Below are 17,474 nucleotides of genomic sequence, written 5' to 3'. Positions count from 1 at the left end.
CACACATGGCATCGATCGAACAGGCCCGAGCGGCCCTGGCTCCCCACGGCGCGCTGGCGCCGCAGTCCGCGGCCGAGCACTGGCGCGGCGACATCGCGCTGCCGCCCGCCATCGAGGCTTTCTATGCGCAGGTCGGCCCGCTGGGCGACTGGATCAACGAGCGCGTGGGCCACGCGGGCCTCTCGATCCCGACCGCCGGCAACGACTTCAGCATCCCGCCGCTCGCGCGCCTGTGGCAGCTGCAGGCCGGCTACCGCTGGCACGGCATCACCGGCGAGCGACTGGCCGGCTGGCCCGATCATTGGCTGGTGGTGGCCGACCAGGGCGCGGACCCGTTCATCTTCGACCTGCGCACCGGCGCGATACAGTTCGCCTTCCACGGCGCGGGCGCGTGGCAGGACGACGAACCGATCTTTGCCGACATCCTCGAGATGGCCGCGTGCCTCGGAACCATGGGCCAGGTCTGGGAGGAAGCCGGCGAAGACATCTTCCTGGACGACGATTCCGTCAATCCGCTGTACCGCGCGCGGCTGGTCGAACGGCTGGCACCGCTGCTCGGCGGTGCCGCGGCGGCGGAAGGCCTGGCGGCCGCGTTCGACTGGTAGCGGCGCCGCGCAGGCAGGCAATCAAGAAAAAGAACCCGGGAGCAATTCATGACCATCGACCTCCAGACGCTCAGGTGCGGCGAATGCGGCAGCAGCGTGCTCAAGCGCACGGGCCTCAACGAATACACCTGCGAGCACTGCGGCTCGGTCACGCTGGTCGAGGACAACGTGTCCGACCGGCTGGAGCGCGTGCTCGACCAGGTGAAGAACGAGGCCGGCCGGCGGCTCGCGGCCGAGGAGGCGCTCAAGCAGAAACTGATGCTGCGCAAGATCGGCATCGGCGTGATCGCGGTGCTCGGCGTGGTGCTGGTGGGGCGCATCGTGGGGCTGTTGATCGGCTCCGGCAAGCCGTCGCCCGATGCGCGGCCCGCTGCGGTGGCCGCGATCGACCGCACCATTCCGCCCGACGGGCTGAAGCTCGGCGAGCCGCGCCAGGTGCTGGTGGGCACCGGCAGCTCGGCCCTGCCCAAGCTGCTGGTGGTGGCGCGCAACGAGACCGGCAAGCCGCTTTCGCGTGCCGGCGTGCGCGCCATCTACTACGACGGCGACTCGCGGCTCGACGAGCGCAGCGAGATGCTGCCGGTGTCGGTGCTGCAGCCCGGCGAAAGCGCGCCTGCGCTCATCGACATGCCCAGCGGCAAGAACATCACGCGGCAGGAGCTGCGCGTGCAGAAACTGGCCGAGCCCTACAGCGCCACCGAGGGGCCGCGCATGACCTTCTCGCGCGTGCGGCTGGTGCAGCAGGGCGAGCGCGTGCGGCTGGTGGGCCGCATCGCCAATGCGCGCACCGACGGCGTGGAGATCGGCGGCATCGAGGTGCTGGCCACACTGTACGACGACGCCGGCCAGGTGATCGGCATCGGCCACGGCTACGGGCAGGCCAACGAGATCCAGCCGGGCGCGCAGACCTCGGTGGACGTCAGCATCGCCCGCTTCGGCCGTGCGGCTGCGGTCGCGGCTTGGGACTACCGCATCGGCTACAGCATCGTCGGGGCTTCAGGCGCGCGCACGCCGGTGCTGAGCGCCGACCGCGTGATCCGCGCCACCGGCGGACCGGAGAACTTCAACCCCGAACTGCGGCTGGGGACCGACGACCTGCTGGCCAGCGACAGCGAGCGCTTCGACGCCAGGCAGCTGGAGCTGCTGCCGCTGATCGACGGGCGCAACAACATCCAGCAGCGGCTGTTCCTGACCGAGCTGGTGAACCGCAGCGCCGACGCGATCGTGCTGGCGCCGGGCGGCGTGATTTCGCGCTTCAGCGGCAGCAAGGCGCGCGGCACGACCAACATCTCCGGGCTGGCTTACCTGTACCCCGGCGAGCGCTTTCCCATCTTCCTCGAACCGGAAGACATGGAAAAGCTGACCGAGACACGCATCGAGTGGAAGCCGATGCGCCGCGCCGCCATGCCGGGCCCGCGCAAGCCGCTGGAAGTGCGCGTGACGGGCACCAAGGCCCAGACCGGCAGCGTGCTGCTGAACTTCACCCAGCGCTTCACCTACAAGAGCGTGGAAGTGACGGGCAGCGTGAAGAACCCGGGCAACGGCATCGTCGGCAAGGTGCGGCTGTGGGTGAGCCTGCGCGACCGCGGCGGGCAGCTCACGGGCTTCAAGCTGGTGGAAAACCTGCCGGCCATCGCGCCGGGCGAGAGCGTGCCGTTCCAGGTGAACGTGGAGCAGAACGGCCGGGACTTCGCGAGCGTGACCACGCTATACCAAACCGAATAGCCCCTCCCGCGACGGCGTTGGGCGGTTCGCGCCATGATCGAGCCATGATTCCGTTATCGATCCTCGACCTCTCCCCGATCACCGAGGGCAGCGACGCCGCGCAGTCGTTCCGCAACTCGCTCTCGCTGGCGCAGCATGGCGAGAAGCTCGGCTACACGCGCTACTGGCTGGCCGAGCACCACGGCATGCCGGGCATCGCGAGCGCGGCCACGGCGGTGTTGCTGTCGTACGTGGGCGCGGGCACGTCCACCATCCGCATCGGCGCCGGCGGCGTGATGCTGCCGAACCACTCGCCGCTGGTGATCGCCGAGCAGTTCGGCACCCTCGAGTCGCTCTACCCGGGGCGCGTTGACCTGGGCCTGGGCCGCGCGCCCGGCTCCGACCAGCGCACCGCGCGGGCGCTGCGCCGCAACCTCGAATCGGATTCCGACCAGTTCCCGCAGGACGTGATCGAGCTGATGGACTTCATGTCGAAGAACCCGCAGCAGGCGGTGCGCGCGGTGCCCGGCGCGGGGCTCGAGGTGCCGGTGTGGATCCTCGGCTCCAGCACCTTCGGCGCGCAGCTGGCGGCGCACCTGGGGCTGCCCTATGCGTTTGCCTCGCACTTCGCGCCGCAGCAGATCATGCAGGCCATCCAGATCTACCGCGAGACCTTCAAGCCCTCGGCGCAGCTGAGCAAGCCGTACGTGATGCTGGGCTTCAACGTGTTCGCGGCCGACACCGACGAGGAGGCCGAGTTCCGCGCCACCTCGTGGCAGCAGGCCTTCGTGAACCTGCGCAGCGGGCGGCCCGGCCGCCTGCCGCCGCCGGTCGAGAACTACCGCCAGAAGGTCGGCCCCGCGGAAAACGCCTTGCTCGACTCGGTGCTGTCGTGCTCCGCGGTCGGCTCGGTCGAGACGGTGAAGAAGGGCGTGGAAGCGTTCGTCGCGCGCACAGGCGCCGACGAACTCATGATCACCTCGCAGGTGTTCGACCACGCTGCCCGGCTGCGCTCCTACGAGCTGCTCGCCGCGGCCTTCGGCCAGACGGCGAAGCAGTAGCGCCGGGGCTCAGGCCCGCTTGCGCGCTTCCTCGTCCACCAGGTCCTTCTTCGAGAGCTTGCCCACGGCGGTCTTGGGCAGCTCCGCGCGAATCTCCAGCGCGCCGATCATCTCGTGCTTGCCGAGGCGGTCTTTCAGGAAGGCCTTGAGCGCATCGAGCGTCAGTTCGCCCGCGCCTTCCTTCAGTTTCACGAAGGCCTTGGGCGACTGGCCGCGGTATTCGTCGGGAATGCCGATCACGCAGACCTCGGCCACGGCGGGGTGCTCGTACACCGCTTCTTCCAGCACGCGCGGATAGACGTTGTAGCCGCCGCACAGCAGCATGTCCTTGGTGCGGTCGACGATGTAGAAATAGCCGTCGGCGTCCATCTTCGCGACGTCGCCGCTGCGGAAGTAGCCGTCGGGCGTCATCGACTCGGCGGTGGCCTTGGGGTTGTTCCAGTAGCCCTTCATCACGTTCGGGCCCTTGATGCAGAGCTCGCCTGCTTCGCCGAACGCGGTGACGTCCTTCGACGGATCGTCCAGGCTCACCAGCTTGATGCGCACCTGCGGCAGCGGCATGCCGCACGAGCCCGCCTTGCGAACGCCGCGCGCGGGCGTGAAGGTGCCCACGGGCGAGGTCTCGGTCATGCCCCAGCCTTCGTTCAGGTGGCAGCCGGTGAGTTCGAAGAAGCGCTGCTCCACTTCCACCGGCAGCGGCGCGCCGCCGGAGCCGCAGAACTTGAGCGAGCGCAGGTCCATCTCCTTCGCCTTGGGGTGCGAGAGGATGGCGGTGTACATCGTCGGCACGCCGGGAAACACGCTGATCCTGCTGGCGGCCAGCTCGTTCATCACCGCATCCACGTCGAAGCGCGTGTGCAGCACCAGCGCGGCGCCCAGGCGCACGCCGAGCAGCATGGCGGCGCTCAGCGCGAAGATGTGGAAGAGCGGCAGCACGACCAGGAAGCGCTCGCTGCCCTCGTCGAGGATCGGCGGATCGCCCCTGGTCGACTCGTAGTACTGCGCCGAGGCCGACGTGAGGTTGGCGTGCGTGAGCATCGCACCCTTGGGCAGGCCGGTGGTGCCGCCGGTGTACTGCAGCACGACGATTTCCTCGGCCAGGTCGCCGAGCGGGTGCGTCTGGTGCGTGCCTTCGCTCTTGAGCAGGTCGGTGAAGCGAAGGTGGCGGTCGTCGGTGGGCACGGGCGCGATCTGGCCGGCGCCCTGCAATTGGCCCTGCACCTTGTCGCCCGCGGCGCCGTAGTCGCCGAGGCTGCCGACCACCAGCTTGCGCAGGCGCGAGCTGTCGAGCAGGCGCGCCATCTGCGGATACAGGTTGACGAGGTCGAGCGTGATGAGGATGTCAGTGCGGCTGTCCTCGATCTTGTGGGCCAGCACGCGCTCGGCGTCGAGCGGCGAGTAGTTCACCACCGTGCCGCCGGCTTTCAGCACGGCGAAGAAGGCGATCGGGTAGTGGGGCGTGTTCGGCAGGTACAGGCCCACATGCACGCCGGGCTTCACGCCCAGGTCCTGCAGGCCCTTGGCGGCACGCTCGACGGCCGCACCGAGCTGGCGGTAGGTGATGGCCTGGCCCATGAACTCCACGGCGGAATGGTCGGGCCAGCGCGCGACAGCTTCGTCGAGCATCTGCTGCACCGGCTTGACGGGCAGCTCGGCGTCCCAGCGCATGCCGGGCGGGTAGTTGCGCGTCCAGGGGGTGTCGTTGCCGGACCGGGCGGCGGGGAAGGGGGTGGCCATGCGTCTTGTCTCCGCTGTGCTTTTGCGGCACTTTAGCGCCGGCCTTTCGCATCGCGCAGCGGCAGCTGACAAGCCGGCGACACGGGTTTTCCCGATTTCCCACACACCGGGAGCCCCTAACGCGAGGCTGGGACAATGGCGGGCTTATGGCAAAGCAACGGATCGTGGTGGGACTGAGCGGCGGGGTGGACTCCGCGGTGACGGCGCACCTGCTCAAGCAGCAGGGGCACGAGGTGGTCGGCATCTTCATGAAGAACTGGGAAGACGACGACGACAGTGAATATTGCTCGTCGAACATCGACTTCGTGGATGCGGCCAGCGTGGCAGACGTGCTGGGCATCGAGATCGAGCACGTCAACTTCGCGGCCGACTACAAGGACCGCGTGTTCGCCGAGTTCCTGCGCGAATACAAGGCAGGCCGCACGCCCAACCCCGACGTGCTGTGCAACGCCGAGATCAAGTTCAAGGCGTTTCTCGACCACGCCATGCGGCTGGGCGCCGAGAAGATCGCCACCGGGCATTACGCGCGTGTTCGTCTGAACGAGGCCACCGGCAGGCACGAGCTGCTGAAGGGGCTCGACCCGTCGAAGGACCAGAGCTACTTCCTGCACCGGCTGAACCAGGCCCAGCTGTCGAAGACGCTGTTCCCGGTGGGCGAACTGCACAAGACCGAGGTACGCCGCATCGCCGAGGAAATCGGCCTGCCCAATGCGAAGAAAAAGGACTCGACCGGCATCTGCTTCATCGGCGAGCGGCCGTTCCGCGATTTCCTCAACCGCTACATCTCCAAGGAGCCGGGCCCGATCAAGGACGATCGCGGCCGCAAGCTGGGCGAGCACCAGGGGCTGAGCTTCTACACGCTGGGGCAGCGCCAGGGGCTGGGCATCGGCGGCGTGAAGGAGAAGGGCGCGCAGAGGGGCTCGGGCGACCATTCGCCCTGGTTCGTGGCGCGCAAGGACGTCGAGAAAAACACGCTCTGGGTGGTGCAGGGGCATGACCATCCGTGGCTGCTGTCGTCGGAACTGAAGGCGGACGATGCGAGCTGGGTGTCGGGCGAGGCGCCCGTCGCCGGGAGCTACGGCTCGAAGGCGCGCTACCGCCAGGCCGACGCGGCCTGCGAGATGGGGGCGCGCGACGGCGGCAATGCGGCGGCGTTCAGCCTGCGCTTCGGCGAGGCGCAATGGGCCGTGACGCCGGGCCAGTCCGCCGTGCTGTACGACGGCGAACGCTGCCTGGGCGGCGGCGTCATCGTCTGATTCAGGGAGCCGAGCGCACCGATTCGTCGACCTGCACGAGTTCGAGCGGGTAGCGCTTGCCGGCGAGGTAGTCCTCCACGCACTGAAGCAGCAGCGGGGTGCGATGCCGCGCCACGCTGGCGCGGATTTCGTCCGGCGTCATCCAGAGCGTGCGCACGATGCCGTCGTCCAACGCGCGGCCCGCCTCGAAGGCGCCCAGCGTGCCGGTGAAGCAGAAGCGCATGTAGGTCACGTCTTCGCCGCGCTCGGCCGGCGGACGGGAGCGCGCCATGTAGATGCCGACCAGCGCCGTGGGCGTGAAGTGGTGGGCGGTTTCCTCGAGCGTTTCGCGCACGCAGCCCTCGGCCGGCGATTCGCCGGGGTCGAGGTGGCCGGCGGGCGTGTTGAGCCTCAGGCCGTCGCCGGCCTGTTCTTCGACGAGCAGGAAGCGTCCGTCGCGTTCGATCACCGCGGCCACGGTGACATTGGGTTTCCAGCGCGCGGCGGCAGCCATCTTTTCTTGTCCTTGTTGTGTTCTAGCGCAGCACGTAGCCGCTGAAGCGCCACATGCGGTCGTGGTCGAGGTGAAAGCTCACGAGTTCGCGCAGCGTGCTGTCGGGGCGGTTGGCGAAGCGGGTTTCGTATTCGATGCTGACATATTGGCCGTCGGTGTCGTGGTCGGGGTCGGCCACGACCTGGCGGTTGACCGCGACCCATGTTCGCATGCGCGGCGCGCCGAGTGGCGCACGGCTGCTGGCGACCTGGTCGATGAATTCGGCGCGCGTCACGCGCTTGCGGGTGGCGGCCGTGGCGCCGTCCCAGAGTTCGCCGGTCTTGCCCTGGTCGATCATCTGGATCGCCTGCATGCCGCCTCGCACCATGTCGCCGGCCTCCACCTCCTGGGCGGTGGCCGGCCCGATCCAGCTCCAGGACAGCATGGCGGCGAGCAGGAGCCTGATCATGGGTTTCATTTGTCTCGCTTCGATATGGCCAAAGACCTTTGGAGACTTCAGCGGGGCATAGATTCCCCGCAGGCCTGTGAGCGTGCCCTTCCGATCTTGAGCACGCTGTCCGCGTCAATCGTCTCGAGGCGGTATCCCAACCCGTAGATGGCCAGCAGCAGGAAGCCATTGGAGGGCCGCAGGTCGAGCTTGGTGCGCAGGCGCGAGACATGCGTGTCGAGCGAGCGCGACAGCGCCTCGATGCCCAGCCCCCACACGGCTTCGTGCAGGTGCTCGCGCGACAGCAGCCGCCCGATGTTCTGGAACAGGAACAGCGCCAGTTCGTACTCGCGGTTCTTCAGTTCGACCTCCTTGCCATGCACTTTCAGTACCCGTGAAGGCGGATAGAAGTGATAGGGACCGAACACCAGCTCGGGCTCGTGGCGGGCGGGGTAGGAGCGGCGAAACAGCGCATTGACGCGGGCTTCGAGCTCGCCCGCCCTGATGGGCCTGGCCATGAAGTCGTCGGCGCCGGCGTTGAGCCCCTCGATCATGTCGTCCTCGTCGCGACGGTCGGTCACGAACAGGATGGGCAGCCGGCTTTTGAGATCGACCCGGATGCTCTTCACCACTTCGGGGCCCGTCATGTCGGGCAGGTTCCAGTCGAGTATGAGCAGGTCGAAGGTTTGCCGGCGCAGCGACTGCAGCAGCACCTTTCCTGCAGTGAACGTATGGCACTCATGGCCGAGCGCCACCATGGTTTGGTTGATCAGCCTGCGTTGGTCGGGGCCATCGTCGAGTACAGCAATACGCATTCCATCCCTCTTTTTCCTCCCTTCGCCAGCCTCCATGAGCTGGCGATAGGTGGGCGCAGTCTATCCACCGGTCACTGGCGCGAGAAAAATCGGGATGCAACTAATGCACGCTATTCTGATTTTTATAAATCGATCTAATAACAATTAGCTACTTTTGAATGCAGATATCGGGTTTTTAAATAAACGGTTCTATTGACTTGTTAGCCAACTTGTTAATTCAAGGCGTTGCCGCAGGCTTGCCGTTGTGTCCAGGTCGATCCGAGTGCCGATATGCAGGCTATCGAATACCCGAATTTGCTATCAATTGAATAGCTGCTAGGCCAGCAAATACAGGCCTTCCAAAAGAAGCGGGAAGGGAATCTGCGCGACAACGGCGGGCTGTAATCTTGCTGTAAGCTCTGCCCGCATTCCGTGTGCCCCCTTGCTCTGAGGAGAACTCTATGCTGATAGGCGTGCCTGCCGAGACACTGGCTGGCGAAACCCGAGTGGCCGTGACACCCGAGACGGTGAAGAAACTTTCGGCCTCGGGGCACACGGTGCGCGTGCAGTCCGGGGCCGGCGTTGCAGCCAGCGTGACCGATGCGGCGTACCAGGCCGCCGGCGCGGAGATCACCGATCGAACAGGTGCCTTCTCCGCCGAGCTGGTGCTCAAGGTGCGCACGCCCGACGATGCCGAGGCGGGGCTGCTCAAGCCCGGCGCCGTCGTCATCGGCATGCTCAACCCATTCGATGCGGCCGGCCTGCAGCGCCTGGCCGCCGCCGGCGTCACCGCCTTCGCGCTGGAAGCCGCGCCGCGCACCACGCGCGCCCAGAGCATGGACGTGCTCTCTTCTCAGGCCAACATCGCCGGCTACAAGGCCGTGATGATCGCGGCCGACAAATACCAGCGCTTCTTCCCCATGCTCATGACGGCGGCCGGCACCGTGAAGGCCGCGCGCGTCGTCATCCTGGGCGTCGGCGTGGCCGGCCTGCAGGCCATTGCCACGGCCAAGCGCCTGGGCGCCGTCATCGAGGCCTCCGACGTGCGCCCGAGCGTGAAAGAGCAGATCGAATCGCTGGGCGGCAAGTTCATCGAAGTCTCTTACGACACCGATGAAGAAAAGGAAGCCGCCGTCGGCGTCGGCGGCTACGCCAAGCCCATGCCCGCGAGCTGGCTGGCGCGCCAGCAGGTCGAGGTGGCCAAGCGCGTGGCGCTGGCCGACATCGTCATCAGCACCGCGCTCATCCCCGGGCGCGCCGCGCCCACGCTCATCACCGAGGACATGGTCAAGGCCATGAAGCCGGGTTCGGTGATCGTGGACATCGCCGCCGGCAAGGGCGCCGATGGCGTGGGCGGCAACTGCCCGCTGTCGGAAGCCGACAAGACGGTGGTCAAGCACGGCGTGACCATCGTGGGCGAGACCAACCTCGCGGCGCTCGTGGCGGCCGACGCGTCGGCGCTCTATGCGCGCAACGTGCTCGACTTCCTCAAGCTCATCGTCACCAAGGAGGGCGCGCTGAAGATCGACCTCGAGGACGACATCGTCGCCGCCTGCCGCATGACGCAGGACGGCCAGGTCACCCGCAAGTAAGCCAGCGAACACGCGAGGAGAAGAGCAAATGGATCCCGTATCCCATACCGTCATCAACCTGATCATCTTCGTGCTGGCCATCTACGTGGGCTACCACGTGGTGTGGACCGTCACGCCCGCGCTGCACACGCCGCTGATGGCCGTGACCAACGCGATCTCGGCCATCGTTATCGTGGGCGCCATGCTGGCGGCCGCGCTCACCACCACGCCGCTGGGCAAGACCATGGGCGTGCTGGCCGTGGCGCTGGCCGCGGTGAACGTCTTCGGCGGTTTCCTGGTCACGCGGCGCATGCTGGAGATGTTCAAGAAGAAAGAAAAGAAGAGCGCCCCCAAGGCCGAAGAGGGAGCCGCCAAGTGAGCATGAACCTCGTCACGCTGCTGTACCTTGTGGCCAGCGTCTGCTTCATCCAGGCCCTGAAGGGGCTGTCCCATCCCACCACCTCGATCCGCGGCAACATCTTCGGCATGACCGGCATGGCGATCGCCGTGCTGACGACCATCGCGCTGATCCACGGGCTGACGCGCTCGCTCGGCGTGAACTTCGCCACCGGCATCGGCTGGGTGCTGGCGGCCGTGGTCGTCGGCGGCGGGCTGGGCGCCTTCATGGCCAACAAGGTCGAGATGACCAAGATGCCAGAGCTGGTCGCCTTCATGCACAGCATGATCGGCCTGGCGGCGGTGTTCATCGGCGTGGCCGCGGTGGCCGAGCCCTGGGCCTTCGGCATCACGGCCGCACCCGTGGCCGCGCTCATCGGCGCGCAGACGCCCGACGGTGCCGTGGTGCTGGACGGCTTCGTGCGCTACGCCATTCCGTACGGCAACCGGCTCGAACTGTTCCTGGGCGCGGCCATCGGCGCCATCACCTTCAGCGGCTCGGTCATCGCCTTCGGCAAGCTGTCGGGCAAGTACAAGTTCCGCCTGTTCCAGGGCGCGCCGGTGCAGTTCAAGGGCCAGCACATGCTCAACCTGGTGCTGGGCCTGCTGACCATCGCACTGGGCCTGCTGTTCGTGGCCACCGAGAGTTGGGGCGCGTTCTTCGCGATGCTGGCGCTGGCCTTCGTGATGGGCGTGCTCATCATCATCCCGATCGGCGGGGCCGACATGCCTGTGGTGGTGTCGATGCTCAACAGCTACTCGGGCTGGGCGGCCGCGGGCATCGGCTTCAGCCTGAACAACGCGATGCTGATCGTGGCGGGCTCGCTGGTGGGCTCCTCGGGTGCGATCCTGAGCTACATCATGTGCAAGGCCATGAACCGCTCGTTCTTCAACGTGATCCTGGGCGGCTTCGGCGGCGAGGCGGCCACCACCGGCGGCGCGGCCAAGGAGCAGCGCCCGGTGAAGACCGGCAGCGCCGACGACGCGGCCTTCGTGCTGGGCAACGCCGAGACGGTGGTGATCGTGCCGGGCTACGGCCTGGCGGTGGCGCGCGCGCAGCATGCGGTGAAGGAGCTCGCGCAGAAGCTCACCGACAAGGGCATCACCGTGAAGTACGCCATCCACCCGGTGGCCGGCCGCATGCCCGGCCACATGAACGTGCTGCTGGCCGAGGCCGAGGTGCCCTACGACCAGGTCTTCGAGATGGAGGACATCAACGGCGAGTTCGGCCAGGCCGACGTGGCGATCATCCTGGGCGCCAACGACGTGGTGAACCCCGCCGCGCACACCAAGGGCAGCCCGATCTACGGCATGCCCATCCTGGAGGCCTACAAGGCCAAGACCGTCATCGTGAACAAGCGCTCCATGGCCGCCGGCTATGCGGGACTGGACAACGAACTGTTCTACATGGACAAGACCATGATGGTCTTTGGGGATGCCAAGAAAGTAGTGGAAGATATGGGCAAGGCCATCGAATAGGCCCAGGTCCGTGCCGCGCCGAGCGGCGCGCTTCCTCTCGGCGCCGCTTCGTGCGCCGTTTTCGTTTTCAACAGTCCGACCCCGGAGGAGACAAATCCAATGACCGATCGTCCCTGGCTCAGCAGCTATCCGCAGGGTGTGCCCGCAGATATCGATGCATCGCACCACCCTTCGCTGGTTGCGCTCATGGAAGAGAGCTTCTCGAAGTACGCCGACCGCACGGCCTACAGCTTCATGGGCAAGGACATCAGCTACGGCGAGACCGACAGGCAGAGCAAGGCCTTCGCGGCCTACCTGCAGGGACTGGGCCTGGTGAAGGGCGACCGCGTCGCCGCGATGATGCCCAACTGCCCGCAGTACCCGATCGCGGTCGCGGCCATCCTGCGCGCCGGCCTGATCCTGGTCAACGTGAACCCGCTCTACACGCCGCGCGAACTCGAGCACCAACTCAAGGACTCGGGCGCGAAGGCCATCGTCATCATGGAGAACTTCGGCACCACGCTGCAGCAGTGCATCGCGTCCACGCCGATCAAGCACATCGTGCTGGCCTCCATGGGCGACCGCCTCGGCTTCCTGAAGGGCGCGCTGGTCAACTACGTGGTGCGCAACGTCAAGAAGCTGGTGCCCCACTTCAGCCTGCCCGGCGCAGTGCGCTTCAACGACGCGCTCGACAAGGGCGCGAGCGGCTCGCTCAAGCCGGCGGCCATCGGCCCGGACGACGTGGCCGTGCTTCAGTACACCGGCGGCACCACCGGCGTGTCGAAGGGCGCGGTGCTGCTGCATCGCAACGTGATCGCCAACGTGCTGCAGTCCGAAGCCTGGAACGAACCGGCCATGGCCAAGGTGCCTGCCAACGAGCAGCCCACGGGCGTGTGCGCGCTGCCGCTGTATCACATCTTCGCGTTCACGGTCGGCATGATGCTGAGCATGCGCACGGGCGGCAAGCTGATCCTGATCCCGAATCCGCGCGACATCCCCGCCGTGCTGAAGGAACTGTCGAAGCACACGATCCACAGCTTCCCGGCCGTCAACACGCTGTTCAACGGCCTGGCGAACCACCCCGACTTCAACACCGTCAACTGGAAGAACCTGAAGATCTCGGTGGGCGGCGGCATGGCCGTGCAGGCCGCGGTGGCCAAGCTCTGGCTCGAGAAGACCGGCTGCCCCATCTGCGAGGGCTATGGCCTCTCGGAGACCTCGCCGTCGACCACCTGCAACCCGACCAACAGCACCGCCTACACCGGCACCATCGGCCTGCCGCTGCCGAGCACATGGCTCAAGCTGCTCGACGACGAAGGCAACGAAGTGCCCATGGGCGAGCGCGGCGAAATCGCGATCAAGGGCCCGCAGGTGATGGCCGGCTACTGGCAGCGTCCCGACGAGACCGCCAAGGTCATGACGCCCGACGGCTACTTCAAGAGCGGCGACATCGGCGTGGTCGACGAGCGCGGCTACTTCAAGGTGGTCGACCGCAAGAAGGACATGATCCTGGTGTCGGGCTTCAACGTGTACCCGAACGAGGTGGAAGACGTGGTGGCACTGATTCCGGGCGTGCTCGAATGCGCGGCGGTCGGCGTGCCCGACGAGAAGACCGGCGAGGCCGTGAAGCTCGTGATCGTGAAGAAAGACCCGTCGCTCACCGAGGCGCAGGTGCGCGAATACTGCCGGGCAAACCTTACGGGTTACAAGCAGCCGCGAATCGTAGAGTTTCGTACCGACATGCCGAAGACGCCGGTCGGCAAGATCCTGCGCCGCGAGTTGCGCGACGCCAGAAAGTAAGGGTTCGGCCCGGGTAGGGCCACGGCATCGATCTTGCATATTCGCGGGTCGATGTTTCGATTCATCCTGACCCGCGTGAGCTTGCTGGTGCCGACCTTCATCGGCATGACGCTGCTCGCCTTCTTTCTCATCCGGCTCGTACCCGGCGACCCCATCGAGACGATGGCCGGCGAGCGCGGCATCGACCCCGCGCGCCACGCCGAACTGCGCACCGCCTACGGCTTCGACAAGCCGGTGATCGTGCAGTACGGCATCTACATCGGCCGCGTGCTGCACGGCGACCTGGGCAAGTCGCTCATCACGCAGGACACGGTGATGAGCGAGTTCCTCGCGCTCTTCCCGGCCACCGTCGAGCTCGCGGTCTGCGCGATTCTCTTCGCGCTGCTGCTGGGCCTGCCGGCCGGCATCCTGGCGGCGGTGCGGCGCAACTCCATCTTCGACCACGGCGTGATGGCCACGTCGCTCACCGGCTACTCGATGCCGATCTTCTGGTGGGGGCTGCTGCTGATCCTGTTCTTCTCGGTGCAGCTCGGATGGACGCCGGTGTCGGGGCGCATCGCGGTGCAGTACTACATCGAGCCCGAGACCGGGTTCCTGCTGATCGACTCGCTGCGCGCCGGCGACACCGGCGCGTTCTGGTCGGCCCTGCATCACCTGATATTGCCGGCGGTCGTGCTCGGCACCGTGCCGCTCGCGGTGATCGCGCGCATGACGCGCTCGGCCATGCTCGAGGTGCTGGGCGAGGACTACATCCGCACCGCGCGCGCCAAGGGCCTGTCGCGCTTTCGCGTGGTCGGGCTGCACGCGCTGCGCAATGCGCTCATACCGGTGGTGACCGTGATCGGCCTGCAGGTGGGCGTGCTGTTCACCGGCGCCATCCTTACCGAGACCATCTTCTCGTGGCCGGGCGTCGGCAAGTGGCTCATCGAGGCCATCGGCCGGCGCGACTACCCGGTGCTGCAGGGCGGCATGCTGCTGCTCGGCGGCATCGTGATGCTGGTGAACCTGCTCGTCGACGTGGCCTATGGCGTCATCAACCCGCGCATCCGGCGCTGAGCTCATGGCCTCGACACAAACCATTTCCAACGGTGCGAAAAGCACCGCCCCTCCCGGCCCCTGGCGCGAGTTCTGGACGGCCTTCTCGGCCAACCGCGGCGCGGTCATCGGGCTGGCCACCATCGTCTTCCTGCTGCTGGTCGCGCTGTTCGCGCCGTGGATTGCGCCGCATGCGCCCAACGAAACCAACAGCGCCGTCTTCCTGCTGCCGCCGGCATGGCAGCAGGGCGGCTCCATGAGCTACCTGCTTGGCACCGATGCCATCGGGCGCGACATTCTTTCGCGGCTCATGCACGGCGCGCGGCTTTCGCTGTCGATCGGCGTGGCGGTGGTGGCGATATCGGTGGTCGCGGGCGTGGTGCTCGGGCTCATCGCGGGCTTCTTCCGGGGCGTGCTCGAGATCGCGATCATGCGGCTCATGGACATCGTGCTCACGCTGCCCAGCCTGCTGCTGGCCATCGTGATCGTCGCTATCCTCGGGCCGGGGCTGGTCAACGCGATGCTGGCGGTGGCCATCGTGGTGCTGCCGCACTATGTGCGCATCACGCGCGCGGCGGTCATCGCCGAGGTCTCGCGCGACTACGTGACCGCCGCACGCGTGAGCGGCGCAGGCACGCTGCGCCTGATGTTCCGCGAGGTGCTGCCCAACTGCGCCGCGCCGCTGATCGTGCAGGCCTCGCTCGGCATCTCCACGGCCATCCTCGACGCGGCGGCGCTCGGCTTCCTGGGCCTCGGCGCGCAGCCACCGTCGCCCGAGTGGGGAACCATGCTGGCCGACGCGCGCGAGTTCGTGCTGCGCGCCTGGTGGGTCGTCACTTTCCCGGGCCTGGCGATCCTGATGGCCGTGCTAGCCTTCAACCTGCTGGGCGACGGCTTGCGAGACGCGCTCGACCCCAAGCTCAAGCGCTAGCATGAAGCACACCCCCAGGCTTGCCCACTTCGTGTGGCCTCCTACCCCCTTGCAGGGGGCAACACCAGCGGCCCGGCAAAGCCGGTTCCGCGGTGTTTCTGGAACAGGCCTTTCGGGACGGAGCCACTGATATGCCTTTGCTTGACATCAAGGACCTGCATGTCGAGTTCCCCACGCAAGGCGGCGTGCTGCACGCGGTCGATGGCGTGAGCCTCACGCTCGAGGAGGGCGAGGTGCTCGGCATCGTCGGCGAATCGGGCTCGGGCAAGAGCGTCACGATGATGGCGCTGATGGGCCTGGTCGGCTTTCCGGGCCGCGTGCGCGCGGAGCATATGCGCTTTGCCGGCAAGGAACTGCTGGGCATTTCCGACAAGGCGCGGCGCTCGCTGGTCGGCAAGGAAGTGGCCATGATCTTCCAGGAGCCGACCACCAGCCTCAACCCCTGCTTCACCATCGGCTTCCAGCTGATGGAGACATTGCGGCTGCACCTGAAGCTCGACAAGCGCGATGCGAAGCGCCGCGCGACGGAGCTGCTCGAACAGGTCGGCATTCCCGCCGCGTCGTCGCGCCTGGGCAGCTATCCGCACCAGCTCTCGGGGGGCATGAACCAGCGCGTGATGATCGCGATGGCCATCGCCTGCAACCCGCGCCTGCTGATCGCCGACGAGCCGACCACCGCGCTCGACGTGACCATCCAGGCGCAGATCCTCGACCTGCTGCGCGACCTGCAGAGGGAGCGCGGCATGGCGCTGGTGCTCATCACGCACAACATGGGCGTGGTGAGCGAGATGGCGCAGCGCATCGCGGTGATGTACGCGGGCCAGGTGATGGAGCACCAGCGCGTCGACCGGCTCTTCGCATCGCCGCAGCATCCCTACACCGAGGCCCTGCTCGCGGCTTTGCCCGAACGCGTCGCGCCCGAGGGCCGGCTCGCCACCATCAGCGGCATGGTGCCGGGCGTGCACGACCGGCCGGCGGGCTGCCTGTTCGCGCCGCGCTGCGGCTACGTCACCGAGCGCGCCTGCCATGTGCGGCCGGCGCTGCGCGAATGGCAGGGCGCGGAGGTGCGATGCCACTTTCCGCTCGGCGAGCCGGGGCGCGAGGCGGCCATCGAAAGCGATCCGCCGAAGCGGCGAACGGCCGACGAGGTGCTGCCATGAGCGAAGCATCGGCCGGTACCTCGAACGAAGTGGTCGTCGAGGCGACCCATCTGCAGCGCACCTACGACATCCGCCGCGGCATGTTCCGCGCGCCGTCGCATCTGCGCGCGGTGGGCGACATCTCGTTCCGCATCGAGCGCGGCCGCACGCTGGCGGTGGTCGGCGAGTCGGGCTGCGGCAAGTCGACGCTCGCGCGCATGGTCGCGCTGATCGAGAAGCCGACCGCGGGCCAGCTCACGCTGGTGGGCGCCGACGCGGTGAACACGCCGCCCGAGCGCAAGCGCGAGTTGCGACAGGCCGTGCAGCTGGTGTTCCAGAACCCGTACGGCTCGCTCAATCCGCGCAAGAAGATCTCGGCGGTGCTCGAAGACCCGCTGGCCATCAACACCACCATGGGCAAGCCCGAGCGCGCAGCCAAGGCGCGCGAGATGCTGGCGCGCGTGGGCCTGCGGCCCGAGTACGCGAACCGCTATCCGCACATGTTCTCCGGCGGCCAGCGCCAGCGCATCGCCATTGCGCGTGCGCTGATGCTGAACCCGCGCCTGCTGGTGGCCGACGAGCCGGTGTCGGCGCTCGACGTGTCGATCCAGGCCCAGGTGCTGAACCTGCTGGCCGACCTGCAGGCCGAGCTGGGGCTGGCGTATCTCTTCATCTCGCACGACCTTGGCGTGGTGCGGCACATCGCGCACGACGTGCTCGTGATGTACCTCGGCCATGCGGTGGAGCAGGGGCCGAAGTCACGCATCTTCGCGCGGCCGCTGCATCCGTACACGCAGGCGCTGCTGGCTTCGACGCCGGGGCTCAGCAGCCAGCGCATCGTGCTCAAGGGCGAACTGCCTTCGCCGCTGAACCCGCCTGCCGGTTGCGTGTTCAGCACGCGCTGCCCGCACGTGGCCGAGCGCTGCCGCGAAGAACGCCCGCTGCCGCGCCTGCTCGACGAGCGGCTGGTGGCGTGCCATTTCTCGGAGAAGTTCCTCGAAGGCGCGCCGCTCGTGCGCGCCGATGTTCCGCCGGCCGCCATCGCGATGGCGACGAATCCCTAGCAA

At 67.3% G+C, this 17,474-nt stretch carries 16 protein-coding genes; 12 read left to right on the top strand and 4 right to left on the bottom strand.

Features of this window, described 5'->3' with window-relative positions:
• Nucleotides 1–5: 5 nt before the first annotated feature.
• The 3 genes from QRN67_RS09080 to QRN67_RS09070 are packed head-to-tail and all read left to right on the top strand — an operon-like array spanning nt 6 to nt 3,370.
• On the top strand, nt 6–605 hold the full coding sequence (locus QRN67_RS09080; protein ID WP_285411537.1) for a hypothetical protein: 600 nt from the start codon (nt 6–8) through the stop codon (nt 603–605).
• A 48-nt stretch (nt 606–653) separates the two neighbouring features.
• Nucleotides 654–2,330, top strand: a complete 1,677-nt coding sequence (locus tag QRN67_RS09075) for an FxLYD domain-containing protein (RefSeq protein WP_081270749.1) — start codon at nt 654–656, stop codon at nt 2,328–2,330.
• A 44-nt stretch (nt 2,331–2,374) separates the two neighbouring features.
• Nucleotides 2,375–3,370 (top strand): LLM class flavin-dependent oxidoreductase, encoded by a 996-nt coding sequence (locus QRN67_RS09070; RefSeq protein WP_081270750.1) that lies wholly within the window; start codon nt 2,375–2,377, stop codon nt 3,368–3,370.
• Nucleotides 3,371–3,379: 9 nt separating this feature from the next.
• On the opposite strand, the gene QRN67_RS09065 is transcribed toward QRN67_RS09070, so the two are convergent.
• Nucleotides 3,380–5,107, bottom strand: a complete 1,728-nt coding sequence (locus QRN67_RS09065; RefSeq protein ID WP_285411536.1) for a long-chain-fatty-acid--CoA ligase — start codon at nt 5,105–5,107, stop codon at nt 3,380–3,382.
• Nucleotides 5,108–5,253: 146 nt separating this feature from the next.
• Here QRN67_RS09065 and mnmA point away from each other — a divergent pair, with 146 nt between their 5' ends.
• Complete coding sequence (mnmA, locus tag QRN67_RS09060; protein WP_285411535.1) at nt 5,254–6,363, top strand: tRNA 2-thiouridine(34) synthase MnmA; 1,110 nt, start codon at nt 5,254–5,256, stop codon at nt 6,361–6,363.
• A 1-nt stretch (nt 6,364) separates the two neighbouring features.
• On the opposite strand, the gene QRN67_RS09055 is transcribed toward mnmA, so the two are convergent.
• The 3 genes from QRN67_RS09055 to QRN67_RS09045 are packed head-to-tail and all read right to left on the bottom strand — an operon-like array spanning nt 6,365 to nt 8,098.
• The gene (locus QRN67_RS09055) at nt 6,365–6,856 is read right to left on the bottom strand and encodes an NUDIX hydrolase (protein ID WP_285411534.1); all 492 of its coding nucleotides are present in this window, start codon (nt 6,854–6,856) and stop codon (nt 6,365–6,367) included.
• A gap of 22 nt (nt 6,857–6,878) precedes the next feature.
• Nucleotides 6,879–7,304, bottom strand: coding sequence for a DUF4019 domain-containing protein (locus tag QRN67_RS09050; protein WP_285411533.1), 426 nt, complete (start codon nt 7,302–7,304; stop codon nt 6,879–6,881).
• A gap of 47 nt (nt 7,305–7,351) precedes the next feature.
• Nucleotides 7,352–8,098 carry a response regulator transcription factor gene (locus tag QRN67_RS09045; RefSeq protein ID WP_285411532.1) on the bottom strand — a complete coding sequence of 249 codons (747 nt, stop codon included), beginning with the start codon at nt 8,096–8,098 and terminating at the stop codon, nt 7,352–7,354.
• A gap of 440 nt (nt 8,099–8,538) precedes the next feature.
• On the opposite strand from QRN67_RS09045, the gene QRN67_RS09040 reads away from it, so the two are divergent.
• The 8 genes from QRN67_RS09040 (at nt 8,539) to QRN67_RS09005 (ending at nt 17,471) form a co-directional block, all read left to right on the top strand.
• Nucleotides 8,539–9,669 carry a Re/Si-specific NAD(P)(+) transhydrogenase subunit alpha gene (locus QRN67_RS09040; RefSeq protein ID WP_285411531.1) on the top strand — a complete coding sequence of 377 codons (1,131 nt, stop codon included), beginning with the start codon at nt 8,539–8,541 and terminating at the stop codon, nt 9,667–9,669.
• Between the two features lie 28 nt (nt 9,670–9,697).
• Complete coding sequence (locus tag QRN67_RS09035; RefSeq protein WP_081270757.1) at nt 9,698–10,027, top strand: NAD(P) transhydrogenase subunit alpha part 2; 330 nt, start codon at nt 9,698–9,700, stop codon at nt 10,025–10,027.
• Nucleotides 10,024–11,523, top strand: a complete 1,500-nt coding sequence (locus QRN67_RS09030) for an NAD(P)(+) transhydrogenase (Re/Si-specific) subunit beta (protein WP_081270758.1) — start codon at nt 10,024–10,026, stop codon at nt 11,521–11,523. The genes QRN67_RS09035 and QRN67_RS09030 overlap by 4 nt, the downstream gene beginning before the upstream one ends.
• A gap of 99 nt (nt 11,524–11,622) precedes the next feature.
• Nucleotides 11,623–13,302: a long-chain-fatty-acid--CoA ligase gene (locus QRN67_RS09025; RefSeq protein ID WP_285411530.1), complete on the top strand. Its 1,680-nt coding sequence runs from the start codon at nt 11,623–11,625 to the stop codon at nt 13,300–13,302.
• 51 nt (nt 13,303–13,353) lie between these two features.
• Nucleotides 13,354–14,358: an ABC transporter permease subunit gene (locus QRN67_RS09020; protein ID WP_285411529.1), complete on the top strand. Its 1,005-nt coding sequence runs from the start codon at nt 13,354–13,356 to the stop codon at nt 14,356–14,358.
• Nucleotides 14,359–14,362: 4 nt separating this feature from the next.
• Complete coding sequence (locus QRN67_RS09015) at nt 14,363–15,268, top strand: ABC transporter permease subunit (protein ID WP_285411528.1); 906 nt, start codon at nt 14,363–14,365, stop codon at nt 15,266–15,268.
• Nucleotides 15,269–15,399: 131 nt separating this feature from the next.
• Nucleotides 15,400–16,428, top strand: coding sequence for an ABC transporter ATP-binding protein (locus QRN67_RS09010; protein WP_285411527.1), 1,029 nt, complete (start codon nt 15,400–15,402; stop codon nt 16,426–16,428).
• The gene (locus QRN67_RS09005; RefSeq protein WP_285411526.1) at nt 16,425–17,471 is read left to right on the top strand and encodes a dipeptide ABC transporter ATP-binding protein; all 1,047 of its coding nucleotides are present in this window, start codon (nt 16,425–16,427) and stop codon (nt 17,469–17,471) included. Before QRN67_RS09010 ends, QRN67_RS09005 begins: the two co-directional genes overlap by 4 nt.
• The last annotated feature ends 3 nt before the right edge of the window (nt 17,472–17,474 follow it).

The sequence above is a fragment of the Variovorax sp. efr-133-TYG-130 genome (assembly GCF_030208835.1).
In the GTDB taxonomy this organism is placed as follows: Bacteria; Pseudomonadota; Gammaproteobacteria; order Burkholderiales; family Burkholderiaceae_C; genus Variovorax.
The sequence above is the reverse complement of the archived record's forward strand: the minus strand, read 5'-3'. Positions and strand labels throughout refer to the sequence as shown.